The sequence below is a fragment of the Arthrobacter sp. NamB2 genome, assembly GCF_005281365.1.
In the GTDB taxonomy this organism is placed as follows: domain Bacteria; phylum Actinomycetota; class Actinomycetes; order Actinomycetales; family Micrococcaceae; genus Arthrobacter_D.
In genome coordinates, this window is sequence record NZ_SZWI01000001.1 from 760861 (window position 1) to 786126 (window position 25266).

19 protein-coding genes are annotated in these 25266 nt (G+C 67.5%); 12 read left to right on the forward strand and 7 right to left on the reverse strand.

The features are described 5' to 3' along the window. Positions 1-31: 31 nt before the first annotated feature. From tig to clpX, 4 genes are all read left to right on the forward strand, one after another. Complete coding sequence (tig, locus tag FDK12_RS03510; protein WP_137368194.1) at positions 32-1516, forward strand: trigger factor; 1485 nt, start codon at positions 32-34, stop codon at positions 1514-1516. Between the two features lie 251 nt (positions 1517-1767). Further along, positions 1768-2394 carry an ATP-dependent Clp protease proteolytic subunit gene (locus tag FDK12_RS03515; protein WP_317616706.1) on the forward strand — a complete coding sequence of 209 codons (627 nt, stop codon included), beginning with the start codon at positions 1768-1770 and terminating at the stop codon, positions 2392-2394. Between the two features lie 46 nt (positions 2395-2440). Beyond that, positions 2441-3115: an ATP-dependent Clp protease proteolytic subunit gene (locus tag FDK12_RS03520; RefSeq protein WP_137368195.1), complete on the forward strand. Its 675-nt coding sequence runs from the start codon at positions 2441-2443 to the stop codon at positions 3113-3115. A 162-nt stretch (positions 3116-3277) separates the two neighbouring features. Further along, a complete protein-coding gene (gene clpX / locus FDK12_RS03525; RefSeq protein ID WP_104118543.1) occupies positions 3278-4570 on the forward strand; it encodes an ATP-dependent Clp protease ATP-binding subunit ClpX in 1293 nt (430 codons plus the stop codon). 59 nt (positions 4571-4629) lie between these two features. Here clpX and FDK12_RS03530 read toward each other — a convergent pair whose 3' ends face one another. Further along, positions 4630-6123: a glyceraldehyde-3-phosphate dehydrogenase gene (locus FDK12_RS03530; RefSeq protein WP_137368196.1), complete on the reverse strand. Its 1494-nt coding sequence runs from the start codon at positions 6121-6123 to the stop codon at positions 4630-4632. Positions 6124-6332: 209 nt separating this feature from the next. Here FDK12_RS03530 and FDK12_RS03535 point away from each other — a divergent pair, with 209 nt between their 5' ends. Next, on the forward strand, positions 6333-6950 hold the full coding sequence (locus FDK12_RS03535; protein WP_137368197.1) for a DsbA family protein: 618 nt from the start codon (positions 6333-6335) through the stop codon (positions 6948-6950). A 130-nt stretch (positions 6951-7080) separates the two neighbouring features. Here the strand turns inward: FDK12_RS03535 and valS are convergent, their stop codons facing one another. Both valS and FDK12_RS03545 read right to left on the reverse strand, forming a co-directional pair. Beyond that, positions 7081-9705 carry a valine--tRNA ligase gene (gene valS, locus FDK12_RS03540; RefSeq protein WP_137368198.1) on the reverse strand — a complete coding sequence of 875 codons (2625 nt, stop codon included), beginning with the start codon at positions 9703-9705 and terminating at the stop codon, positions 7081-7083. A 42-nt stretch (positions 9706-9747) separates the two neighbouring features. Continuing rightward, on the reverse strand, positions 9748-11277 hold the full coding sequence (locus FDK12_RS03545; protein ID WP_137368199.1) for a SulP family inorganic anion transporter: 1530 nt from the start codon (positions 11275-11277) through the stop codon (positions 9748-9750). 171 nt (positions 11278-11448) lie between these two features. On the opposite strand from FDK12_RS03545, the gene FDK12_RS03550 reads away from it, so the two are divergent. Both FDK12_RS03550 and FDK12_RS03555 read left to right on the forward strand, forming a co-directional pair. After that, the gene (locus FDK12_RS03550; RefSeq protein ID WP_137368307.1) at positions 11449-11820 is read left to right on the forward strand and encodes a MerR family transcriptional regulator; all 372 of its coding nucleotides are present in this window, start codon (positions 11449-11451) and stop codon (positions 11818-11820) included. Between the two features lie 94 nt (positions 11821-11914). Next, entirely contained in the window at positions 11915-12712 is a 798-nt protein-coding gene (locus tag FDK12_RS03555) for an SDR family oxidoreductase (RefSeq protein WP_137368200.1), read from the forward strand. A 3-nt stretch (positions 12713-12715) separates the two neighbouring features. Here the strand turns inward: FDK12_RS03555 and FDK12_RS03560 are convergent, their stop codons facing one another. Then, the gene (locus FDK12_RS03560; RefSeq protein WP_137368201.1) at positions 12716-14047 is read right to left on the reverse strand and encodes a cytochrome P450; all 1332 of its coding nucleotides are present in this window, start codon (positions 14045-14047) and stop codon (positions 12716-12718) included. 448 nt (positions 14048-14495) lie between these two features. Between FDK12_RS03560 and ileS the strand changes: the two genes are divergently transcribed. From ileS to FDK12_RS03585, 5 genes are all read left to right on the forward strand, one after another. Beyond that, the gene (ileS, locus tag FDK12_RS03565; RefSeq protein ID WP_137368202.1) at positions 14496-17801 is read left to right on the forward strand and encodes an isoleucine--tRNA ligase; all 3306 of its coding nucleotides are present in this window, start codon (positions 14496-14498) and stop codon (positions 17799-17801) included. Continuing rightward, positions 17794-19185 (forward strand): bifunctional folylpolyglutamate synthase/dihydrofolate synthase, encoded by a 1392-nt coding sequence (locus FDK12_RS03570; protein WP_137368203.1) that lies wholly within the window; start codon positions 17794-17796, stop codon positions 19183-19185. Before ileS ends, FDK12_RS03570 begins: the two co-directional genes overlap by 8 nt. A gap of 7 nt (positions 19186-19192) precedes the next feature. After that, positions 19193-19624, forward strand: coding sequence for a DUF4233 domain-containing protein (locus FDK12_RS03575; protein WP_137368204.1), 432 nt, complete (start codon positions 19193-19195; stop codon positions 19622-19624). Between the two features lie 74 nt (positions 19625-19698). Continuing rightward, complete coding sequence (ndk, locus tag FDK12_RS03580) at positions 19699-20115, forward strand: nucleoside-diphosphate kinase (protein ID WP_104118553.1); 417 nt, start codon at positions 19699-19701, stop codon at positions 20113-20115. 65 nt (positions 20116-20180) lie between these two features. Further along, the gene (locus FDK12_RS03585; RefSeq protein ID WP_137368205.1) at positions 20181-21146 is read left to right on the forward strand and encodes an aldo/keto reductase; all 966 of its coding nucleotides are present in this window, start codon (positions 20181-20183) and stop codon (positions 21144-21146) included. Positions 21147-21285: 139 nt separating this feature from the next. Here the strand turns inward: FDK12_RS03585 and FDK12_RS03590 are convergent, their stop codons facing one another. The 3 genes from FDK12_RS03590 to fdxA form a co-directional block, all read right to left on the reverse strand. Further along, complete coding sequence (locus FDK12_RS03590) at positions 21286-23409, reverse strand: 3-hydroxyacyl-CoA dehydrogenase NAD-binding domain-containing protein (RefSeq protein WP_137368206.1); 2124 nt, start codon at positions 23407-23409, stop codon at positions 21286-21288. Beyond that, positions 23406-24656, reverse strand: coding sequence for a thiolase family protein (locus FDK12_RS03595; protein WP_137368207.1), 1251 nt, complete (start codon positions 24654-24656; stop codon positions 23406-23408). The genes FDK12_RS03590 and FDK12_RS03595 overlap by 4 nt, the downstream gene beginning before the upstream one ends. A gap of 105 nt (positions 24657-24761) precedes the next feature. Continuing rightward, a complete protein-coding gene (fdxA, locus tag FDK12_RS03600) occupies positions 24762-25088 on the reverse strand; it encodes a ferredoxin (protein WP_137368208.1) in 327 nt (108 codons plus the stop codon). Positions 25089-25266 lie beyond the last annotated feature (178 nt).

The window sequence follows — 25266 nt, forward strand, 5'->3', positions numbered from 1 at the left end:
CCAATCCCCATCATTTCAGGAGTCCTACGCTGTGAAGAGCGCTGTTGAAACCCTTTCCCCCACCCGGGTGAAGCTGAACGTCGAGGTTCCCTTCGAGGAGCTGAAGCCCAGCATCGACGAGGCCTACAAGACCATCGCCACCCAGGTCCAGGTTCCGGGATTTCGCAAGGGCAGGGTTCCCCAGCAGCTCATCGACCAGCGTGTCGGCCGCGGCTACGTCATCGAGACAGCCATCAATGACGGCCTGAACGGCTTCTACCAGAGCGCTGTCCAGGAGACCGGAATCCGTCCCCTGAGCCGCCCCGAGGTCGAGATCACCGAGGTGCCGGATCCCGCCAAGAAGGACGGCCAGCTCACCTTCACGGTCGAGCTCGACATCCGCCCCGAGATCGAACTGCCCGACTACAAGGGCATCGAGGTCACCGTGGAGCCCGTGGCGGCCTCCGACGAGGACATCGAGAAGGCGATGGACGAGCTTCGTGGACGCTTCGGTACGCTTACAGCGGTCGACCGCCCTTCCCAGGACGGCGACTTCCTGACCATCGACCTCACCGCGTCGGTGGCCGGTGAAGAGGTCGACTCGGCCCAGGACCTCTCCTACCAGATCGGCTCCGGAACCATGCTGGAAGGTATGGACGAGGCTGTCACCGGCCTGTCGGTCGACGAGAGCGCAATCTTCGAGACGAAGCTGGCCGGTGGCGAGCACGCCGGCGCAGATGCTCAGGTCACCGTCGCCGTCAAGGCCGTCAAGGAGCGCGAGCTTCCCCAGGTCGACGACGAATTCGCGCAGCTCGCCTCCGAGTTCGACACCGCGGAGGAACTGCGGGCCGACCTCGCCAAGCAGGCATCGGAGTCGAAGCTGATGGACCAGGGCGTCGAGGCACGCGACAAGGTGCTGGACAAGCTCGTCGAGCTCGTCGCGGTACCGGTTCCCGACAGCGTGATCGAGGAGCAGCTGGAGCAGCACTTCAACGGTGAGAACGCCCACAGCGCCGGTGAGGACCACGACACCGAGGAGCACCGGGCGGAGATCCGCACCAACACGGAGCGCGCCTTCCAGAACGAGGTCATCCTCGACGCCGTTGCGGAGAAGGAAGAGGTCGGCGTCAGCCAGGCCGAGCTGATCGACTACATCGTGTCCACCGCGGGCCAGTACGGCATGGAGCCCAACCAGTTCGCCCAGATGCTGGACCAGAGCGGCCAGGTCCCGATGATCGTCGGCGAGGTCCGCCGCCGGAAGGCGCTGGCCAAGGTCCTCGAATACGCAACCGTCACGGACACCAACGGTGCAGCAGTGGACCTCAGCGAGTTCGTGCGGCCCGCCGGGGACGAGCCGGAGACCATCAGCGCGGACGACGTCGAGACCGAGCAGGACGTGGCAGAGGATATCCAGGCCGGTGAGCCGGAGGCCGCCGCATCGGCCGAGTCGGTAGAGACCGCGGATGCTCCTGCAGAGCAGGAAGTCGCTGAAGCGCCGAAGAAGAAGACGACCAAGAAGAAGGCAAGCGCCGAGTAGTTCGCCCAGCCTCCACCAGCGGTGCCGCAGCCTCCGGGCAGCGGCACCGCTGGTGCGTTAACGGGCCCTCTCGGCGATCGGCAGCTCGGGAAGGACGGGCGTCGGCGTCCGTTCCCACCACCGTGCGCCGTCAGCGAACAGTTCCGCGCGCGGGAGCAATTCGGGAGCGCAGCGGGTTAGTGTCCAAGGAGAGACAAACGGACGGGTCGGCCGGAGTGGCAGCGGCCCGCCAGAGTGAGAGGTTAACGTCGATGGCAACCGAACCAAGCACCCCGAGGATGGCCGGCCCCGAAATGGGCGGCCGTGACGAGTACATCTACAACAGGCTCCTCAAGGAGCGCATCATCTGGCTCGGTTCCGAGGTCCGCGACGACAATGCGAACGCCATCTGCTCGCAGCTGCTGCTGCTCTCGGCGGAGGACCCCGAGCGGGACATCTACCTCTACATCAATTCGCCCGGCGGCTCCGTGACCGCGGGCATGGCGATCTACGACACCATGCAGTTCATCCCGAACGACGTCGTAACCGTGGCGACCGGCCTCGCCGCGTCGATGGGTCAGTTCCTGCTGTCCTCCGGCACCAAGGGGAAGCGCTACGCGACTCCTCACGCCCGCATCCTGATGCACCAGCCTTCCGGCGGCATCGGCGGAACGGCGACGGACATCCGCATCCAGGCAGAGCTCATCCTGCACATGAAGCGGGTCATGGCCGAACTGACGGCGGAGCAGACGGGCCAGACCGTCGAGCAAATCCTGAAGGACAACGACCGCGACAAGTGGTTCACGGCCCAGGAAGCGCTCGAGTACGGCTTCTTCGACCACATCTCGGCGCACTCGGGGTCCGTCTCCGGTGGCGGCGGAACCGACCAGACGCCGTAGTCCGCGCCCAGCCCCTTCCTCTATCAGTCGTCCTACAGGAGACACCATGAACCACGATTTCCAGGCAGCAGCGGAATCCAAGGCGCAGAACCTCCCGACCAGCCGCTACATCCTTCCCCAGTTCGAAGAGCGCACGCCGTACGGCTTCAAGCGCCAGGACCCGTACACGAAGCTGTTCGAGGACCGCATCATCTTCCTCGGCACGCAGGTCGACGACGCGTCGGCAGACGACGTCATGGCTCAGTTGCTCGTCCTCGAGTCCACGGACCCGGAGCGGGACATCACGCTGTACATCAACTCGCCCGGTGGATCCTTCACCGCCATGACGGCGATCTACGACACCATGCAGTTCATCCGTCCCGAGGTGCAGACCGTATGCCTCGGCCAGGCGGCGAGTGCCGCCGCGGTGCTGCTCGCGGCGGGTGCCCCCGGCAAGCGCCTGGCCCTTCCCAACGCGCGGGTGCTCATCCACCAGCCCGCGCTGTCCGGCGGGCAGGGTGGCCAGGCCTCCGACCTGGAGATCCAGGCCAACGAGGTCATGCGCATGCGTACCTGGCTCGAGGACACGCTGGCCCTGCACTCGGGCCGCAGTTCGGAACAGGTGAACATCGACATCGAGCGCGACAAGATCCTCACCGCTGCGGACGCCGTCGAGTACGGCCTGGTGGACGAGGTCCTGACGTCGCGCAAGATCACCCCGCCGAAGATCAACACCCCCTAGGCGTGACGGCGGGTCCGGGTCCAGACGGTCCCGGACCCGCAGCACAGAGAGGGTCATCGCCCGTGGCGCCGCAAGGCACCACGGGCATTTTGATACTGGTTCCGAGGTCCTCGTGGCCTAGAGTGGACATAGCAATCGCGAAATACCTAAGGGGATTGAACCATGGCTCGCATTGGTGAGAGCACGGATCTACTCAAGTGCTCTTTCTGTGGGAAAAGCCAGAAGCAGGTCCGGAAGCTGATTGCAGGCCCCGGCGTGTACATCTGCGACGAGTGCATCGACCTGTGCAACGAGATCATCGAGGAAGAGCTCTCCGAGGTGGCTGATCTCGGGACCTTCGAGCTGCCCAAGCCCCGCGAGATCTTCGACTTCCTGCAGGAATACGTCGTGGGCCAGGAGCCTGCCAAGCGGTCCCTAGCGGTCGCCGTGTACAACCACTACAAGCGCATCCAGTCGGGCAACGGCCCGCGTGCCGCCGGTACCCTCGCCGATGCCGCCGAGACCGAAGACGTCGAGATCGCCAAGTCGAACATCCTGCTCATCGGCCCCACCGGTTGCGGCAAGACCTACCTCGCGCAGACCCTGGCCCGTCGGCTGAACGTCCCGTTCGCCGTCGCGGACGCCACTGCGCTGACGGAAGCCGGGTACGTCGGCGAGGACGTCGAGAACATCCTGCTCAAACTGATCCAGGCCGCGGACTACGACGTCAAGAAGGCCGAGCAGGGAATCATCTACATCGACGAGATCGACAAGATCTCGCGCAAGAGCGAGAACCCCTCGATCACGCGTGACGTCTCGGGTGAGGGCGTCCAGCAGGCACTCCTGAAGATCCTCGAGGGAACAGTGGCCTCCGTGCCGCCGCAGGGCGGGCGCAAGCACCCCCACCAGGAATTCATCCAGATCGACACCACGAACGTCCTCTTCATCGTCGCCGGAGCCTTCGCCGGACTCGAGGAGATCATCGGATCACGCGCCGGACGCAAGGGCATCGGTTTCGGTGCGCCGCTCAGCTCCCTCAAGAACGAGGAGGCGAGCTACGGCGACGTCATGCCCGAGGACCTGCTGAAGTTCGGCCTGATTCCCGAGTTCATCGGACGACTTCCGGTCATCACCACCGTCACGCACCTGGACCGTCCTGCTCTCATGCAGATCCTGACGGAGCCGAAGAACGCCCTGATGAAGCAGTACCAGAAGATGTTCCTGCTCGACGGCGTCGAACTCGTCTTCGAGCCCAAAGCGCTCGAAGCGATCGCGGATCTCGCCCTCGATCGCGGGACAGGTGCACGAGGCCTGCGGGCGATCATGGAAGAGGTACTCCTGCCGGTGATGTTCGATCTCCCCAGCCGGGAGGACATCGCCACGGTCGTCATCACGGACGACGTCGTCGCCAAGCGCGCCGAGCCAACGCTCATCTCGCACGAGGTGGTTGCAAAGCGTCGCAACAAGTCCGCCTGACGCGCGGATGAGGAGGGGCCCGGCCGTCTGGCCGGGCCCCTCCTGCATCGGCGGCAGTGTCAGACGCTCGCTGCCACCGGCGCGCTGGTATCGGCCGCAGGGTAGGACGGCGGGTGGACGGCGGCCATCTCCTCCATGACGCGCACAACCTGGCAGCTGTAGCCGAATTCGTTGTCGTACCAGACGTACAGCACGAGGTGCACGCCGTCGGCGATGGTCGCGAGTCCGTCGACGATGCCCGCACGGCGTGAGCCGACGAAGTCGGTGGAGACGACCTCGGGGCTGTCGATGTAGTCGACCTGCTTGCGCATGCCGGAGTGCAGGGACATCTCGCGGAGGTACTCGTTGACCTCCTCCTTCGTGGTCCCTGCCTCCAGAGTGAGGTTGAGGATGGCGATGGAGACGTCGGGCGTCGGGACGCGGATCGAGCTCCCGGTGAGCTTGCCGGCCAGTTCGGGCAGGGCCTTGGCCACGGCTGTGGCTGCTCCCGTCTCCGTGAGCACCATGTTCAGGGCGGCGGAGCGGCCGCGGCGGTCACCCTTGTGGAAGTTGTCGATGAGGTTCTGGTCGTTCGTGAAGGAATGCACGGTCTCGACGTGGCCGTGGACGACTCCGTAGCGGTCGTTGATCGCTTTCAGGACAGGGGTGATGGCATTGGTGGTGCAGGAGGCAGCGGTGATGATCCTGTCGCTGTCCTCGATGGTGGCGTGGTTGATCCCGTGGACGATGTTCTTCAGGGCTCCCTTGCCGGGTGCCGTGAGGAGGACCTTGGCGACCCCGGTACTCCTGAGGTGCTGGGAGAGGCCCTCCTCGTCACGCCAGCGGCCGGTGTTGTCGACGACGAGGGCGTCGGTGATGCCGTAGGCGGTGTAGTCGATGGTGGCGGGGTCGTCGGAGTAGATGACCTGGATGCAGGTGCCGTTGGCGGTGATCGTATTCGTGGCTTCGTCGACCTGGGTGGTGCCCTCGAAGGATCCGTGGACGGAGTCCCGGCGGAGCAGGCTGGCGCGCTTGCTGAGGTCGTTGGCCGATCCGCGGCGGACGACGACCGCGCGCAGGCGGAGCCCGTGCCCGCCGCCGGCCTTCTCGATGAGCAGCCGGGCGACGAGGCGACCGATCCGGCCGAAGCCGTAGAGGACGACGTCGGTGCTGGTGCGCTCGTCCCGTCCGCCCTGACCGACGATGTCGGCGAGCTCGCTGCGCAGGAATTCCTCCAGTGTCTTCTCGTCACCGGCGGCGAATGCCCGGTCGTAGGCGAGACGGAGGCGCCCGATGTCGATGGCGGCGGCGCCGAGGTCTAGATCGGCCAGGACCCGGAGCAGGGGAGCTGTGTCCTCGAGGCGGAGTTCCTCGGTGGTGATGCGGCGGGCGAAGCGGTGCGCCTTGAGGATGTTCATCGTGGACTTGTTGATGAGGCTGCGTCCATGGATGCTCGTCACCACGTTGTTGGTGCGGTACAGGTGCCCGATGATCGGGATCATGGCCTCTGCGAGCGCCTCGCGTTCGAGCCAGGTGTCGTGGGTGTGGGCGTTCTCGGTCCGGTGGTGCTGCAAGACTGCGTCCCTTCGAGCACCGGGAGCGCCGGTGCGAACTCATCCAGCCCGATGGCGACGCAGGGATAGCGCCAGGCATCGTCGACTGGTCGTGTTCCTCCATTACACCGTCTCGGTGCGCAGGGCACCAATCCGAGCGGAATAGGCCGGTGACGGGCACGGTTGCACCGGAAAAGGCCTCGGCCTCCCAACGTCGCAAGGAGTACCGCATGAGCGAGTCCACTACCGTCGAGAAAGCTGATTTCTGGTTCGATCCCCTGTGCCCCTTCGCATGGATCACCTCGCGCTGGATCGGGGAGGTGGAGCAGGTCCGCGACATCTCCGTGGACTGGCATGTGATGAGCCTCTCCGTCCTCAACGAGGGACGGGACCTGCCGGAGGAGTATCAGGCCATGATGCTGCAGGGCTGGGGACCCGTCCGCGTCATCATCGCCGCCCGCGAGCTCCACGGCGAGGAGTACATCAAGAAGCTGTACGACGCGATGGGTACCCGCATCCACATCGGCCAGAACAAGGACTTCGACGCGGTCATCCGTGAATCGCTCCAGGAAGTGGGTCTGCCCTCGGACCTCGCGCGATACGCCCATTCCGACGAATACGACGAGCAGCTCCGTGCCTCCCATAAGGACGGCATTGACCGCGTCGGCGACGAGGTGGGAACGCCCGTCGTAGCTTTCAACGGGACGGCATTCTTCGGACCGGTCCTGACGAGGATCCCCCGCGGCGAGGAGGCAGGCCGCATCTTCGACGGCGCGGTGCTGTTGGCGGAGTTCCCGGAGTTCTTCGAGCTGAAGCGCTCCCGGACAGAACGACCGACGTTCGACTAGGACCCGGCCCTGGACTGCGGATCCCACCGTAGCCCGCCGTAGCCCGCCGTAGCCCGCGCAGGACAGAGAAGGGACCCACCGATCGGTGGGTCCCTTCCCTGTGCGGGGCACTACTGGACTGCGCGGAGAACTACTCGACCGGCTGGGGGACCAGGTGCACGGCGGAGACGCTCAGGGCGCCGTCGCCCTCCGCGAGCTGGAGGTCCCTCGCATTGCCCGCCGCGAGCAGGTCGGCCAGGCCCGCGCGCACCTGCTCCACCTGGGCAGCCGGCGCCGTCACGACGGCGGTCTCCACCTCGGTGCGCTGTTTGACCTTCGCCTCGGACTTCGCCTTCCGGATGCCGCCCAGCGCCAGGGCGACGGAGGTCAGGACGTGGGGGTCGGCCGTGCCCGGCAGCGCCCCCAGAGCTTCGGCGCTCGGCCATGCTGCCCGGTGCACCGAATCCTGGCGCCACCAGCTCCAGACCTCTTCCGTCGCGAACGGGAGGAACGGTGCGAAGAGGCGCAGCAGGGCGTCGAGGGTCGTGGCCAGGGTCGTCTGGACGGACTGCGTCTCCGGGTCGCCCGCGTCGCCGTAGGCCCGGTCCTTGACCAGTTCCACGTAGTCGTCCGTGAAGGTCCAGAAGAAGGACTCCGAGAGCTGCAGGGCCCGGGCGTAGTCGTACTTCTCGAAGGCGGCCGTCGCCTGCTCGGTCACGGTACGCAGCTGAGCGAGCAGCGAGAGGTCCAGGGCGTTCGAGACACGGCCGAGTGCGCCTTCGCCGACGGACGCCTCGGTGACGCCGAGGTTCAGGACGAACTTGGAGGCGTTCAGCAGCTTGATGGCCAGGCGGCGGCCGATCTTCATCTGGTTGATCTCGTAGGCGGTGTCCGCACCGAGTTTCGCCGAAGCGGCCCAGTAACGGACGGCGTCAGCGCCGAACTGTTCCAGGACATCCGTCGGGACCACCACGTTGCCCTTCGACTTCGACATCTTCTTGCGGTCCGGGTCGAGGATCCATCCCGAGAGGGCTGCGTGCTTCCACGGCACGGAGTCCTGCAGGGCGTCTGCGCGCACGGCGGTCGAGAAGAGCCAGGTGCGGATGATGTCGTGGCCCTGGGGGCGGAGGTCGAAGGGGAAGACCTTTGCGAACAGGTCCTCGTCGCGGCCCCAGCCGCCGACGATCTGCGGCGTGAGGGACGACGTCGCCCAGGTGTCCAGCACGTCGTTGTCCCCGATGAAACCGTTCGGCTGGTTGCGGGCCGACTCGTCGAAGCCGGGAGCGGGATCGGCGGCAGGGTCGACCGGGAGCGACTCCGTGGCAGGGAGGATGGGGTCGTCGTACTCCGGTTCGCCGTCGGCGTCCAGGCGGTACCAGACGGGTACGGGCACGCCGAAGAACCGCTGTCGCGAGACGAGCCAGTCGCCGTTCAGGCCCTCGATCCAGTTCTCGTAGCGCGAGCGCATGAAGGACGGGTGGAACTCGATCTCGCGCCCGCGCTGGATCAGGGCGTCCCGCTTGCCGGCGTCGCGCCCGCCGTTGCGGATGTACCACTGGCGGCTCGTGACCACTTCGAGGGGCTTGTCGCCCTTCTCGTAGAAGTTGACCGGGTGCATGATCTTCTTCGGTTCGCCGTCCAGGTCGCCACTGTCGCGCAGCAGGGCGACGACGGCCTCCTTGGCGCTGAAGATCGTCTTGCCGGCCACCTGCGCGTAGTTCTCGCGCGCTCGGTCGGTGGCGATCCATTCGGGCGTCTCGGAGCGGATCCTGCCGTCGCGACCGACGACGGCTCGCGTCGGCAGCTGCAGTTCGCGCCACCAGGTGACGTCCGTCAGATCACCGAAGGTGCAGATCATGGCGATGCCGCTGCCCTTGTCCGGCTTGGCGAGGGGGTGTGCCTTGACCTCCACCTCGACGTCGAACAGGGGTGACGTCACGGTGGTGCCGAAGAGCGGCTTGTAGCGCTCGTCGTCGGGGTGGGCAACGAGGGCCACGCACGCCGGCAGGAGTTCGGGTCGGGTGGTCTCGATGTGGATCTGTTCGCCACCTGCGCCGTGGAAGGCGATGCGGTGGTATGCCCCGGGCTGCTCGCGATCCTCGAGTTCGGCCTGAGCGACAGCCGTGCGGAAGGTGACGTCCCACAGCGTCGGAGCTTCGGCGAGGTAGGCGTCGCCCGCCCGCAGGTTCTCGAGGAAGGCCCGCTGCGAGACGGCACGCGAGGTGTCGTCGATGGTGCGGTAGGTCAGGTTCCAGTCCACGGAGAGCCCGAGCGTGCTGAAGAGGTTCTCGAAGACCTTTTCGTCCTCGACGGCCAGCTCCTCGCAGAGCTCGATGAAGGTGCGGCGGGATACGGCGTCGAAGTCGCGCTGGTTCTTGGGCGGCTCGGCGGGCGGCCGGTAGTCGGGGTCGTAGGCGACGCTGGGATCGCAGCGGACCCCGTAGTAGTTCTGGACCCTGCGCTCGGTCGGGAGCCCGTTGTCGTCCCAGCCCATCGGATAGAAGACGTTCGCGCCCCTCATCCTCTTGAAACGGGCCATGACGTCCGTCTGGGTGTAGGAGAACATGTGCCCGACGTGAAGGGACCCGGACGCCGTTGGCGGGGGAGTATCGATCGAATAGACCGCGCCGCGCGTCGTGTCGCGGTCGAAGGCATAGGTGCCGTCCTCGCGCCACTGGCGGGACAGCCTCTCTTCGAGCCCCTCGAGGGCGGGCTTGTCGGGAACGGAAACGGACTGGGAGGAGGGCGTGTCTGTGCCCTGGGTCGTGTCGGCCATGCCCCCATTGTTCCCTACGGCGGGACGATGACGTTCCGGACGTCAGTGGCCCGCACCGAGTTTCCCGCCGAGGCGTTCGCGCATCCTCGACGAGGCTTCGTTGAGGCCGACGATCTTCACGTCGGTGCCGTGGGTGCGGTACTTCTCCTGGATGGCGTCGAGGGCGGCGATGGTCGAGGCATCCCACAGGTGTGAACCGTGCAGGTCGATCGTGACGCGGTGGGGGTCGGTGGCGTACTCGAACTGGGTGTAGAGGTCGTTGGAGGACGCGAAGAACAGCTCCCCGTCCACGGTGTACGTGGCGTGGCGGTCACCGTCCACGGTGTCCTCGGTCCGTTCGACCGTGACGAAGTGCGCGACGCGGCGTGCGAAGGCGACCATCGCGACGAGGACGCCCACGCCGACGCCGATGGCGAGGTTGTGGGTCCAGACCGTCACGACGACGGTGGCGAGCATGACCGTGGTCTCGCTCCTGGGCATTCGCTGGAGGGTCGTCGGCCGGATGCTGTGCCAGTCGAAGGTGGCGATGGACACGAAGATCATGACGGCCACGAGGGCCGCCATGGGGATGAGTGCCACGATGTCCCCGAGGGCGACGACGAGGATGAGCAGGAAGACGCCGGCCAGGAAGGTCGAGATGCGCGTGCGCGCCCCGGAGGCCTTCACGTTGATCATCGTCTGGCCGATCATGGCGCAGCCGCCCATGCCGCCGAACAGGCCGGTGATGATGTTCGCGGCTCCCTGACCCCAGGACTCGCGGGTCTTGTTCGATCGGGTGTCGGTGATGTCGTCGACGAGCTTGGCGGTCATGAGGGATTCGAGCAGCCCGACCGCTGCCAGCGCGAGGGCGAACGGAGCGATGATCTGCAGTGTCTCGAGGTTCAGCGGCACGTTCGGGAAGAACAGCGACGGGAGGCTCTCCGGCAGTTCGCCCTTGTCCCCGACGGTGGGTACGAGAACGTTGGCGAGGACCGCGAACACGGTCAGGACGACGATGGCCACCAGGGGTGCCGGGACCGCCTTCGTCAGGCGGGGCAGGCCGAAGACGATCACCAGTCCGACGGCGACCATCGGGTAGACCAGCCACGGAACACCGATGAGCTCGGGCACCTGGGACATGAAGATCAGGATGGCCAGCGCGTTGACGAAGCCGACCATGACGGAGCGGGGGATGAACCGCATGAGCCGTGCGACGCCTGCGAGACCGAGGATGACCTGGAAGACCCCGCCGAGGATGACCGCGGCGATGAAGTAATCGACGCCGTGGCTGGCAACCAAGGGTGCGATGACGAGGGCGACGGCTCCGGTGGCGGCCGAGATCATGGCGGGGCGGCCACCGAGGAACGCGATGGAGACCGCCATCGTGAAGGACGCGAACAGACCCAGGCGTGGATCGACTCCGGCGATGATCGAGAAGGCGATCGCCTCGGGGATGAGGGCCAGTGCGACGACGAGCCCGGCGAGGACTTCCGTCTTCAGGAGTCGCGCGTCCTTCAGCGTCCGGGCGACGGACTGCCGCTCGACCGGGGTCAGGGCAGCAGGGTCGGTGGGAGTCCGTGGAGTGGTCGTCATGGTCTGTCCTCGGGGTGCGGGGCTGCGTCGTGCCGGCGTCGGAGCGCCGCGGGACGATGGCTGCTGCTGTGCAGGGAGCGCGCCCGCCTAGGCCGGCGCCAGAATCAACTCTAACGTAACGGTAGGGTTGTCACGACGAGGAGGGCCGGTGTGAAGCAGGATGATGGGGTGATGCAGACCATGCACATCGGAGAACTCGCCGAACGGACCGGATTGTCCCTGCGGACCATCCGCCACTACGACGAGGTCGGCATCCTGCCCCCCTCGTCGCGCTCCGAGGGGGGATTCCGGCTGTATACGGAGGACGACGTCGAGCGCCTGCTGCTCATCCGCAGGATGAAACCCCTCGGGTTCTCGCTCGAGGAGATGCAGGCCCTCCTGGACGTCACGGACCAGTGGGACACGGAGACGGACCCTGACCGCAGGGAGCTGCTCCGCGCGTCCCTCGACGCCTTTCGCGCCTCGGCTGCGGAACGGCGGGAGAAGCTGGTGCAGACCCTCGCCCGCGCCGACGAGTTCATCGACCGGTTGAACAGGTACTGACACCGCCTGCGGTGCGCTCGGGGATGCCCTGCCACCCGATGGTCAATGACCGGACCTTACGCGCGCGTCCGCGCCCCATCGCTACAGTGGCTCCATGACCCAGACTCCCGCCCAGCTCGGCGCACCCGTGACACCAGCCCCCTCCGCCCTCCGTGCCGTCGTCACGGGAGCCAGTTCCGGAATCGGCGCGGCCACGGTGCGCGCCCTGCGCCGGGCCGGCTGGGACGTCGTCGCCGCAGCCCGGCGCGTCGACCGCCTGGAGGCCCTCGCCGAGGAGACCGGCGCGGTTCCGATGGTCCTGGACGTCACGGACCAGGTCTCCGTCGACGCCTTCGCCGCAGAGGTCGCGGCGGCCGGCCCAGTCCACGCTCTGGTGAACAACGCGGGCGGGGCGTTCGGCACCGAACGTGTCGCCGAGGCGAGGACCGAGGACTGGGAGTGGATGTACAACGTGAACGTGCTCGGCTCCCTGCGGATGACCCGCGCGCTTCTGCCTGCATTGCGCGGCGGCGGCCAGGGCAGCGTCCTGTTCCTCACCTCCACCGCGGCGCTCGCGGCCTACGAGGGCGGTGCGGGATACTGCGGGGTCAAGGCAGCCCAGGAGTCCATGGCACGCTCGCTGCGGCTCGAGGAAGCGGAGCACAACATCCGAGTCATCGAGGTGTCCCCGGGCATGGTGCACACCGAGGAGTTCTCACTCAACCGGCTCGGCGGTGACCAGGGCGCCGCCGACAAGGTCTACGAGGGCGTGGCACACCCGCTCACCGCGGACGACGTCGCCGCCGCCGTCGCGTTCACCCTCAACGCGCCCCACCGCATGAACATCGACCAGCTCGTGCTCCGGCCCCTTGCCCAGGCGGCGAACCACAAGGTGCTGCGCTTCCCGCAGTAGCGGTCATGGCGCCCGCGGGGACACGACGAGGCGCACCGAGTAATTGTCCATCGTGCCGGGCAGCGGTCGTGACGGGTCGAGGATCTGACCCTGGGCGAGCTCGACGTCGTTCCCGCTGACCAATGAGGCCAGCGCCGCACTCGTCAGGAGCAGCACCAACTGCTTGCCAGGGCAGACCACCGGTCCGTCGCTGAACGGGACGAGCGGCCAGCCGTCGTCCTCGTCGGTGAGCCAGCGTTCCGGCCGCAAGCCGTGCGCGTTGCGCAGGGACCGGTCATCCCTGTGGAAGTAGGGCGAGTAGATGAGGATGCCGCACTGCGCCGGCATCACTCCGTGGTCCCACTCGACGGGCGCGGTGGTCTGGCGGAGGATCATCGGCGTCGTGGGCCACAGGCGCAGGGACTCGAGGACGCTCGCCCGCAGGTAGGGCAGGAACCGCCGTCCGGAGGTGTCGCCATCGACCTCGCGTCTCGCCGTCGCCATCGCTTCGTCGTGGGTCGCGAGGACGGCCAGGGTGCGGAAGGTCGCCATTCCTGCCGGATCGAAGGCGAAGAGCCACTGGGGCACCTGCTGCGAGGGCTCGGCGCCGTCCCCCATGGGTGCTGCCGCCAGGACGGCCGCGAGGCTCCCGGGCTCCGCGTTCGCCAGCTCGTCGGAGATGCGCTGGAGGAACCGCGCGCGCGTCCTTCTCCGCACCGGTCTGAGGAAGGCCCAGTTGCCGTCCTTCCGCAGGCGGATCACCATTGCCGTGAGTTCCTTGTCGTGCCGTGCGTGGTCGCCGAAGACCACGCGGCGCACCACGCGGTACCACGCGTCGAGGAAGTCGTCCCAGGGCAGCGAGCCGCTGCTCGCGGCGTCGGCGAGCAGCTGCTGCATCTCCTCCTCGACGATGGGGACGAACCGGTCGGCGAGGTGGTGCACCGGATGGCCGGTGTCGAGGACCTGCTCCTGGAGGGCGCGGCGCACCGTGCGCACGGAACCCCGCGAGATCAGGACGTTGGCGGGCTGGAAGTGCGACAGTGCCGCTTTCTTCTCGCTGGTCGCGGGCGAGAACGGCTCGGGTGACCGGGCCAGGACGGTGGTGACGTCGTCGGGCGCCAGGATCACCGCCTGCTTGCGGATCGGCAGTTTCAGCATCAGGGGGCCCGACGGGTACTTGGCGTGGACCCTCCTGACGATGTCGACGGCCTTCGCATCGAGCTCGAGGCGGGCCGCGAGCCCGACGACGCGCGGCCGCCTGATGATGGGTCCCTTGGCGACGGTGGGCAGGAAGACGCCCAGCAGCAGCCGCGCGGTATCCAGCGCGGACGCGGTGGGAAGGGTAGAGGGAGGCATGCAGGGTCCGTCCTGTTGCTATCGGATGCTTCCCACCCTGCCAAGCCCCAGCTCCGACCACAACGCTTTTCCGCGTCCCTCCCAGCGGCGCCGCCGTGCGGGTGCCGCTGTCGGCAGTGCCGTCGCGCTTTCGACAACGATTTCGCGCCGGGGCTAGACTTGGGGCATCAGCATCGACCCGGCAATCACCGGCGAGCTTCCGGAAGAAAGGCCCATCCCCTCGCGGGCGGCCCGTAGAACCGGACGGGGCGGCCCGTCACAGCCTGCGAACGAGCGGCAGCCCCGATCGTCGCGTCCTGGCAGCAGGTGCGCGGCGGACGACGGCGGCAAGTGAGGTGGTACCGCGGGTCCAGAACCCCTGCGGCCGGTCAGGCAACCGGCGGCAGGCGGAACGGGCGCCCGTCCTCACGGCAGGATTCCTGCACCACCCGACGCCGCCGTACACAGGATGAGAGTCATGCCGCAGATCTACCCCAAAGCAGTGTCGCCCGACGATGACGGACGTTCCTCGGGAACCAGCGCCTCGCCGCGTTTCCCCGAGCTCGAGGAACGCATCCTGCGCTACTGGCAGGAGGACGGCACGTTCCAGGCCTCCATCGACGCGCGGGATCCGGGAGTGGACGGCTCCAACGAGTTCGTCTTCTACGACGGACCCCCGTTCGCCAATGGCCTGCCGCACTACGGCCACCTCCTGACGGGATACGCCAAGGACCTCGTCGGCCGGTACCAGACGCAGCGCGGCCACCGCGTGGAGCGGCGCTTCGGGTGGGACACGCACGGGCTGCCCGCCGAACTCGAGGCCATGAAGCAGCTCGGCATGACCGACAAGCAGCAGATCCTCGCGATGGGCATCGACAACTTCAACGACGCCGCCCGGGCCTCCGTCATGAAGTACGCGGGGGAGTGGCGCGACTACGTGACACGCCAGGCGCGCTGGGTGGACTTCGACAACGACTACAAGACCCTCAACCCCGAATACATGGAGTCCGTCCTCTGGGCGTTCAAGACCCTCCACGACAAGGGGCTGACCTACAACGGCTACCGCGTGCTGCCGTACTGCTGGAACGACGAGACGCCGCTCTCCAACCACGAACTCCGGATGGACGAGGACGTCTACCAGGACCGCCAGGACCAGACCGTCACGGTGACCTTCCCGATCCTCGCCGGCGAGTCGGCCCTCTCGAGGGACCTCAACGGCGTTCAGGCCCTCGCATGGACCACGACGCCGTGGACGCTGCCCACCAACGCGGCGCTCGCCGTCGGGCCCGACATCACCTACGTCGTCCTCGATGGGGAGCGCGACGGTGAGGCCGGCCGCTTCCTGATCGCCGAGGACCTGCTGGGAAACTATGCCAAGGACCTCGGCTTCGCGGACGCCGCCGCAGCGCGCGAGGCCGTCACGTCCCGGCACCTGGGCACCGAGCTGGAAGGACTCGCCTACCGGCCGCTGTGGGACTACCTCGCCGATCCGGAGGAGGGCGGCTACCGCAACGCCTTCCGCATCCTCGTGGCGGACTACGTCACGACCACGGACGGCACCGGCCTCGTCCACCAGGCACCCGCGTACGGCGAGGAGGACCAGAAGGTCTGCGAGGAAGCCGGCATCCAGGTGATCCTCTCGGTCGACGAGGGTGCGAAGTTCCTGCCGATGTTCGGCAAGGGGCCCCTCGCGGAGATCGTCGGGCTGCAGGTCTTCGAGGCGAACAGGCATATCACGCGCGTGCTCAAATCCGAGGGCCGACTGGTGCGCCAGGCGAGCTACGTCCACAGCTACCCGCACTGCTGGCGATGCCGCAATCCGCTTATCTACCGCGCAGTGTCCTCGTGGTACGTCGAGGTCACCAAGATCCGCGACCGCATGGTGGAGCTGAACCAGGACATCACGTGGATCCCCGGCAACGTCAAGGACGGCCAGTTCGGGAAGTGGCTCTCCAACGCGCGTGACTGGTCCATCAGCCGCAACCGCTTCTGGGGCAGTCCCATCCCCGTGTGGCAGTCCGACAATCCCGAGTACCCGCGCACCGACGTCTACGGTTCGCTCGCGGAGTTGCAGGCGGACTTCGGGCGGCTGCCGGTGAACAAGCAGGGCGAGGTCGACCTGCACCGCCCGTTCATCGACGAGCTCACGCGGCCCAATCCCGACGACCCGACCGGACAGTCGACGATGCGCCGCGTCGAGGACGTGCTCGACGTGTGGTTCGACTCCGGCTCGATGCCGTACGGCCAGGTGCACTACCCGTTCGAGAACGAGCAGTGGTTCGACACCCACAACCCGGCCGACTTCATCGTCGAGTACATCGGCCAGACGCGCGGCTGGTTCTACATGCTGCACATCCTGTCGACGGCGCTGTTCGACCGACCCGCTTTCCGCAACGTCATCAGCCATGGCATCGTCCTCGGCTCCGACGGCCAGAAGATGTCGAAGAGCCTGCGGAACTACCCGGATGTGTCCGAGGTCTTCGATCGCGACGGCTCGGATGCCATGCGGTGGTTCCTGATGGCGTCGCCCATCCTGCGGGGCGGCAACCTCGTGGTGACCGAGCAGGGCATCCGGGAGGGCGTTCGCCAGGTCATCCTGCCGCTGTGGAACGTCTGGCACTTCTTCAGCCTCTACACCAATGCGGCCGACGGCGGCGAGGGCTACGAGGCGAAGACCGTGACGCCCGAGGCGGCAGCGCAGCTCAAGGAGCCAATCGACCGCTACATCCTGGCGAACACCGGCAACCTCGTGCGCGATCTCACGGAGTCCCTCGATGCCTTCACCATCAGCGACGCCTGTGAGTCCCTGCGGCGCTATCTGGACACGCTCACCAACTGGTACGTCCGTCGGAGCCGCCAGCGCTTCTTCGACGAGGACACCGACGCGTTCGACGTCCTGTACACCTGCCTCGAAGCGGTCTGCCGCGTCGCAGCGCCGCTGCTTCCCCTCGTCACCGAGGAGATCTGGCGAGGACTCACGGGAGGACGGTCCGTCCACCTCACCGACTGGCCGGACACCGCGTCGTTCCCCGCTGCTCCCGACCTCGTGGAGCAGATGGACCGCACGCGGCAGGTGTGCTCCGTCGGCTCCAGCCTCCGGAAGGCTGCGAACCTCAGGGTGAGGCTGCCGCTCAGGGAACTGACCATCGTCGCCCCCGGCGCCGCCGACCTCGCAGGACAGTACTCCTCGATCATCGCCGACGAGCTCAACCTCAAGGGCGTCCGGCTGGTCGACTCGGCCGACGCCGAGCCTGCCGAGTTCGGCATCTCGCAGCGCCTCGTGGTCAACGCTCGGGCGGCGGGGCCCCGCCTCGGCAAGAACGTGCAGACCGCGATCAAGGCGTCGAAGTCGGGCGACTGGCACGTGGACGACGACGGCGCCGTCACCGCCGGTGGCCTGGCGCTCGAGCCCCACGAGTACACGCTGGACACCGTGGTGGAGGGAAACGACGCGGCCTCGAAGGCCGTCACGGTACTGCCGGGCGGCGGGTTCCTCGTCCTCGACACGGAGGTCACGGACGAACTCGCGGCGGAGGGCACGGCGCGCGACGCCATCCGTGCGATCCAGCAGGCCCGCCGGGACGCGGACCTCGACATCAGCGACCGCATCAGCACGACGATCGGTGTCGCACCGGACCAGGTTCCGGCGCTGGAGGCGAACGCGGACCTCATCAGGGCGGAGACCCTGACCGTGGAGCTCAGCATCACCGCCGTCGAGGACGCGGGCAACGAATTCAGCATCACCGTCGGAAAGCAGGAGCAGCAGCATGGATGACACGAACGGTACGGGCACTGAGGGAGGAGCCGCGCTGGACGGATTCTCGGTCGAGAGCGTCTACGCCGAACTGCTCAGCCGCGCGCCCGAGAACAGGATGGAGCCCCGGATGGCTCCGCTGCATCGGGCCATGGAGATCCTCGGTGAACCGAACAAGGCGTTCCCGATCATCCACATCACGGGTACCAACGGCAAGACGTCGACGGCGCGCATGATCGAGAACCTGCTGCTGGCGCACGACCTGCGGACGGGCCGCTTCACGAGCCCGCACCTCTCCCGTGTCACGGAGCGCATCAGCATCGACGGTGAGCCCGTCGCGGATGAGACGTTCGTGCGGGTGTGGGACGAGATCAAGCCCTACCTCGACATCGTCGACGGCGAACTGCTGGTCGCCGGCGAACCACGCCTGACCTACTTCGAGTGCGTCACCATCCTCGCGTTCGCCATCTTCGCCGACGAGCCCATCGACGTCGGCGTGATCGAGGTCGGGCTCGGGGGCATCACGGACGCCACGAACGTCGGGAACGGGCAGGTGGCCGTGGTGACGCCGATCTCCCTGGACCACACGGACCTGCTCGGGGACACGGTCGAGGACATCGCCCTGGAGAAGGCCGGCATCATCAAGCCGGGCTCCTTCCTCATCAGCGCGATCCAGCCGCGCGATGCTGCCCAGGTGCTCCTCGAGCGTGCCCGCGAGGTGGGCGCGGAGTTCCGGTTCGAAGGCGTCGAGTTCGGTGTCGAGTCCCGTACGGTCGCCGTCGGGGGCCAGGTGGTGTCGCTTACCGGACTTGCCGGCCGCTACGGCGAACTGCTGGTGCCCCTGCACGGCGAGCACCAGGCGGAGAACGCCGCCGTGGCCGTCGCGGCGGTGGAGGCTTTTCTGCGCGGCGGGGAACGCGAGCTCGACACGGTGCTCGTGCGCAACGGCCTGCGTGCCGTCACCTCTCCCGGTCGCCTCGAGGTGGTCCGTACCGCCCCGAGCATCGTCGTGGACGCAGCACACAATCCGGCAGGGGCCCGTGCCGCGGCGAAGGGGATCCACGAGGCCTTCGACTTCAGCAGGCTCGTGCTGGTCATCGGGGTCCTGCAGGACAAGGATGCGGAGGGGATCCTCGCGGAGTTGCACGAAGAGCTCGGGGGCATCCTGGAGGACGTCTGCCTCACGCAGTCGACGTCGCCCAGGTCCGTCCCGGCAGCGGACCTCCTGCAGGCCGCGCTCTCGGCCGGTTTCGCGGAGGAGAACATCAACATCGCCCCGAGCCTCGACGACGCCCTCGAGTGGGCAGTGATGAAGGCGGAGGAGAACAATGACCTTGCGGGAGGCATCCTCGTGACCGGTTCCATCACGGTCGTCGGCGAAGCCCGCACGCTCCTGGGGAAGTAGGCGATCCATGGCACGCATGACCAGAGCCCAGCGCGAGTGGCGCCCCGGCATGCCGAAGAAGCGGCGCTCGACGAAGATCATGTTCGCCTCCACCGTCCTCCTGTTGGAGGCGTTCGTCGTGTTCTTCGCGACTCTCGCTGTCTTCGGCCTCAGGCGCGACGAGATATCGCCCGCCGTCATCCTGATCTCGGGGATCGTCCTCAGCGTCGTCCTCATCCTCACGTGCGCCGTGCTGACGCGGAAGTGGGGGATAGGCCTCGGGTGGGTGCTCCAACTCGTTCTCATCGCGAGCGGGTTCCTCGAGCCGGCCATGTTCGCCGTCGGCCTCGCGTTCGCCGCGACCTGGCTGTTCGGTATCCGGCAGGGTATCCGGGTGGACCGCGAGAACGTGGAGCGTGACCGCCTCCAGGCCGAGTGGGAGAAGGCCAACCCTGAATAGCGGCGCCGCCTTTAGTAGAGTCGACGGTGATACCCGACCACCGCGCCATGCGTGGCGCCCACCCAGGAGTTTCCATGAGCACTGAGCGCACCCTTGTCCTCGTCAAGCCCGACGGCGTGTCCCGCGGACTGACCGGCACGATCCTGTCCCGCATCGAGGCGAAGGGCTACACCATCGCCGAGCTGAAGCAGGTGCGGGCTACCCGTGAACTGCTCGAGGAGCACTACTCGGAGCACGTCGGCAAGCCGTTCTTCGAACCCCTCGTCGAGTTCATGCTCAGCGGCCCGATCGTCGCAGCGGTCTTCGAAGGCCAGCGGGTCATCGAGGGCTTCCGCTCGCTCGCCGGGACGACGGAGCCGACGACCGCAGCGCCGGGCACCATCCGGGGCGACTTCGGCCGCGACTGGGGTGTGAAGGTGCAGCAGAACCTGGTGCACGGGTCCGACTCGGCCGAGTCCGCAGAGCGCGAGATCGGCATCTGGTTCGCCTAGAGGCAACTCCTGATCAGTTGCCCCGGGTCATGTGCCCGGGGCAACTGTCTTGGTAGGTTAGGGCGATGATGACCTATCACAGACTGGGTTCCTCCGGACTCAGCGTTTCCACCGTCGGGCTCGGCTGCAACAATCTCGGAAGGGCCGGCACGACCTCCGAGTCACAGGAGGGCACGGACGCCGTCGTGCATGCTGCCATCGACGCCGGCATCACACTCTTCGACACCGCGGACATGTACGGCAGGGCCCCCGGGGTCAGCGAGATCCAGCTGGGCAAGGCCCTCGGCACCCGGCGCGACGACGTCGTGCTGGCCACCAAGTTCGGTCTCGACATGGGCGGGGCGAACGGTCCGGACTGGGGCGCCCGAGGCTCGCGGCGCTACATCATCCGCGCGGTCGAGGCGTCCCTGCGCCGCCTCGGGACGGACTGGATCGACCTCTACCAGTACCACGCCCCGGATGCCCTGACCCCGATCGAGGAGACGCTCGCAGCCCTCGACGACCTCGTCACGAGCGGCAAGGTGCGCTACCTCGGGCACTCCAACTTCGCAGGATGGCAAATCGCGGAGGCCGAGTTCACGGCTCGCAGCGGCGGCTACACACCCTTCATCTCCGCCCAGAACCCGTACAACCTCCTGGATCGCCGGCTCGAGCGCGAGATCGTCCCGGCCGTCGAAGCCTACGGGCTCGGAGTCCTGCCCTACTTCCCGCTCGCCAACGGTCTCCTCACCGGCAAGTACCGGCGCGACGAGGTACCAGCCGGGAGTCGGCTGACGCACTCCCGGAAGAACGTCCTGGAGACGGCGGACTGGGACCAGCTCGAGGCATTCTCCGCGTTCGTCCGCGAACGGGACCTCACCGAGGTGCAGGTGGCGTTCTCCTGGCTCGTCGCGCAGCCGTCGGTCGGATCGGTGATCGCCGGAGCCACCTCGCCCGAGCAGGTCCGCCAGAACGCCGCGGCTGCCGACTGGACGCCGTCGGACGAGGATCTCGCGGAACTGGATCGGATCTTTCCGCGGCCGGCGGCGTGAGTCGCCGTTCCGCGTGCGGCATCGCACCTGGAACGGCGAGCGGGTAGTTCCGACGTGAAGGCTCCCCAGCCCCTGTCCGGGCTGGGGAGCCTTCCCGCCGCAGGTGGTGACGGCTGCTGCCGACCACTGCGGAGACGGGTCAGGACTGGTGGAAGGTCCTGCCGTTGATGCGTTCGGAGGCGCCGACCCTGTCGAGGTAGGGCGTGATGCCGCCCAGGTGCATCGGCCAGCCGGCCCCCATGATCATGCACAGGTCGATGTCCTCGGCGGACGCGACCACCCCTTCGTCGAGCATGCGGCCGATCTCGTCGGCCAGCGCGTCCTGGGTGCGCATCAGGACTTCCTCGGCGGTAGACGGCCTGTCCCCGCGTTCGAGCAGGGCGAGGGTGGACTCGGGAACGGCGTAGCTGCCGTCCTCCTGCTTCTCCCAGAGACCCTTGATACCTGCGTCGATGAGCTTCCGTTGATTCGCCGAGACGTGGAACCGGTCACCGAACGCGGCGTGCAGCGACTCCTGCACGTGCTGGCCGACGGGCAGGCCCACCAGCGCGAGCAGCCGGAAGGGTGTCATGGGCAGGCCCATGGGGCGCAGCGCGCCGTCCGCGGTCTCCGCGTCCGTGCCCTCGTCGAACACGGCGGTGATCTCGCCGAACATGCGGCCGAGGATCCGGTTCACCACGAAGGCGGGGGCGTCCTGCACGAGGACGGCGTTCTTCTTCAGGCCTTTCGCGAGGACGAAGGCCGTGGCGAGCACGGCGTCGTCCGTCTTCGGGGCGCGGACCACCTCGAGCAGCGGCATGGCGGCCACCGGGTTGAAGAAATGGAATCCGACCACGCGCTCGGGATGCAGGAGGTCCGCCGCCATCTCCGCTACCGAGAGCGACGACGTATTGGTCGCGAGGATGCACTCGGGGGAGACGACGACCTCTACCTCCGCGAAAACCTGCTTCTTGACCGACATCTCCTCGAAGACGGCCTCGATCACGAAATCGGCGTCGGAGAACTCGTCCTTGGACACGGAACCCGAGACGAGCGCCTTGGTCCGGTTCGCGGCGTCCTGGGTGAGCCGCTTCCTGCCGAGCAGCTTGTCGATCTCAGCGTGGACATACCCGACGCCCTTGTCGACGCGCGCCTGGTCGACGTCGGTCATGACGACGGGCACCGTGAGCTGGCGTGCGAAGAGGAGGGCGAGCTGGCTTGCCATGAGGCCGGCCCCGACGACGCCGACCTTGGAGACCGGACGGGCCAGCTTCCGGTCGGGCGCTCCTGCCGGGCGCTTGCCGCGCTTCTGCACGAGGTCCAGGAAAGCGTAGACGGTGGCATGGAACTCGGGCGTCTGCATCAGTTCGGCCAGGGCAGCGCATTCCGCCGCTGCCGATTCCTTCTGCGTGAAGGTCAGGCCCGCCTCGAGCAGATCGAGGACCCGCGACGGCGCCGGTGCTGCGTTGCTGGTCTTCGCCTCGACGAAGGCCCGTCCCGCCGCGACGGCGCCGGTCCAGGCGGCGTCGTCGTACCGTGCGAGCTCGGCGCGGCGCTGCCCGACGGCGTCGGCCTCGCCGCCGGTGAGCACGCGGGCAGCCCAGAGCAGGGACTGCTCGATGAAGTCCGCCGGCTCGAAGAGGGCATCGGCGATGCCCAGTCCGTATGCGGAGGTGCCGTCCAGGCTGCGGTTGTTGCTGAGCGGGTTCTCGACCATCACCTTGACTGCGTTCACCGGCCCGATGAGCCGCGGCAGTCGGTAGACGCCACCCCAGCCCGGCACGAGGCCGATGAACGCCTCGGGCAGGCCGATCCCGTTGGCGCCGGTGGACACCGTGCGGTAGTTCGCGGCGAGGGCGATCTCGAGCCCGCCGCCGAGCGCGACGCCGTTGATGAAGGCGAAGCTGGGGACGCCCAGGTCGGCGAGCAGGTCGTACGCCTCATGGCCGAGTTCGGCCATGAGGCGGCCGAGGTGCTCGGACTTCACGCTCTTGACGGTGCTGAGGTCGGCGCCGGCGACGAGGAAGTAGGGCTTGCCGGTGACGGCGACGGCGGAGATCTCACCCCTGGCAGCGCGTTCCTTCAGCCCTTCGAGGGTGCGGCCGAACTCGATGAGGGTGTTGGGACCGAGGGTCGTGGGCCTGATGTGGTCGAGGTCGTTGTCCAGCGTGATGAGCGCCAGGATGCCGGCCCCTCCGGGAAGGGTGATGTCCTGGACGTACGAGTGCGTGACGATCTCGTCGGGAACCAGTGCTGCCAGTTCGTCGTAGCGGTCGAAGCTCATGCTGCATCCTGTCCGTAGTGTCCGTGGCGGGGGTTCTCCCAGATGACGGTGGCACCCATTCCGAGGCCGATGCACATCGTGGTCATGCCGTAGCGCACCGTCGGGTCCTCCTCGAACTGGCGGGCGAGCTGGTTCATGAGCCGGATCCCGGAGGACGCCAGGGGGTGGCCGACTGCGATGGCGCCTCCGTAGCGGTTCACGCGCGGATCCTCGTCGTCGATGCCGAAGTGGTCGAGGAAGGACAGCACCTGCACGGCGAAGGCCTCGTTGATCTCGAAGAGGCCGATGTCGTCGATCTCGAGCCCGGCCTGACGCAGGGCCTTCTCGGTGGCAGGAACGGGTCCGATCCCCATCACCTCCGGCTCGACGCCCGCGAAGGCGTACGAGACCAGGCGCATGCGCACGCTCAACCCCAGCTCGGCCGCGGCGTCCGTCGATGCGAGAAGGGCGGCGGTGGCGCCGTCGTTCAGGCCTGCCGCGTTGCCGGCCGTGACCCGGCCGTGGGCGCGGAACGGGGTGCGGAGGGAGGCGAGGTCCTCCAGGGTGGTTCCGGGACGCGGCGGCTCGTCGACGGAGTTGAGCGTCCAGCCGGAACCGGGCCTCCGGCCGGCGACGGGTACGAGGTCGGGCTGGATCTGTCCGGCCTCGTACGCGGCGGCGAGCTTCTGCTGGCTGCGGACGGCGTAGGCGTCCGTGCGGTCCTTGGTGATGGCCGGGAAACGGTCGTGCAGGTTCTCGGCCGTGTTGCCCATGTTCAGCGCCGCAGGGTCCACGATCCGCTCGGACTGGAAGCGCGGGTTAGGGTCGGCACCGGCGCCCATCGGATGGTTGCCCATGTGCTCCACTCCGCCGGCGATGACGACGTCGTACGCGCCGAAGGCGATACCCGACGCCGTCGTGGTCACGGCAGTCATGGACCCGGCGCACATGCGGTCGATCGCGAAGCCGGGAACGGTGCGGGGGAGCCCGGCGAGGAGGGCGGCCGTGCGGCCGATCGTCAGCCCCTGGTCCCCGGTCTGCGTGGTGGCGGCGATGGCGACATCGTCGATGCGCTCCGGGGGCAACGAGGGGTTGCGGCGCAGGAGGTCACGGATGCACTTCACGACCAGGTCATCGGCCCGCATGCCCGCATAGATGCCCTTGTCGCCCGCTTTGCCGAAGGGGGTCCGCACTCCGTCGACGAAGACGACGTCGCGAACGGCGCGCGATGCGCTCCTGACGGGCGTGCTGCCGGTTCCTGGGCTCACCTGGTGCTCCTCTTCGAGATGTTGGTCCGCGACTATGTTACTGGCGAGTAACATAGCGTGCAACACTCTCGGGAAGAGTCGGGGACCGCCGTCGAAGGGGGTCCGCTAGGCGGGCTGGTTCTGGGGCGGCAGGGCGGCGATGATCGGGTGGTCGAATCCGGTGTTGCCGACCTTGGCCGCTCCGCCGGGTGAACCGAGGTCGTCGAAGAACTCCACGTTCGCCTTGTAGTACTCGGCCCACTGCTCCGGGGTGTCGTCCTCGTAGTAGATCGCCTCGACGGGGCACACGGGCTCACACGCGCCGCAGTCCACGCATTCATCCGGGTGGATGTAGAGCGATCGATCGCCCTCATAGATGCAGTCCATAGGGCACTCTTCGATACAGGCCTTGGCCTGGACGTCCACGCATGGCTGCGCGATTACGTAGGTCACTTCCCACGCCTTTCCTCGAGCTTCGGGAACCGGGCTCCGACACTCTCATCCGTCGGTCCGCACACACTGTACTGCCGTCGTCGCCGGGCCGCCGAGCGCGGTCATCGAGGGCTGTTCCATGACGGGGTGCGTCCCCGTATTACTGCGTGAGACCCACCGTGAAGGGCCTCGGTAACGC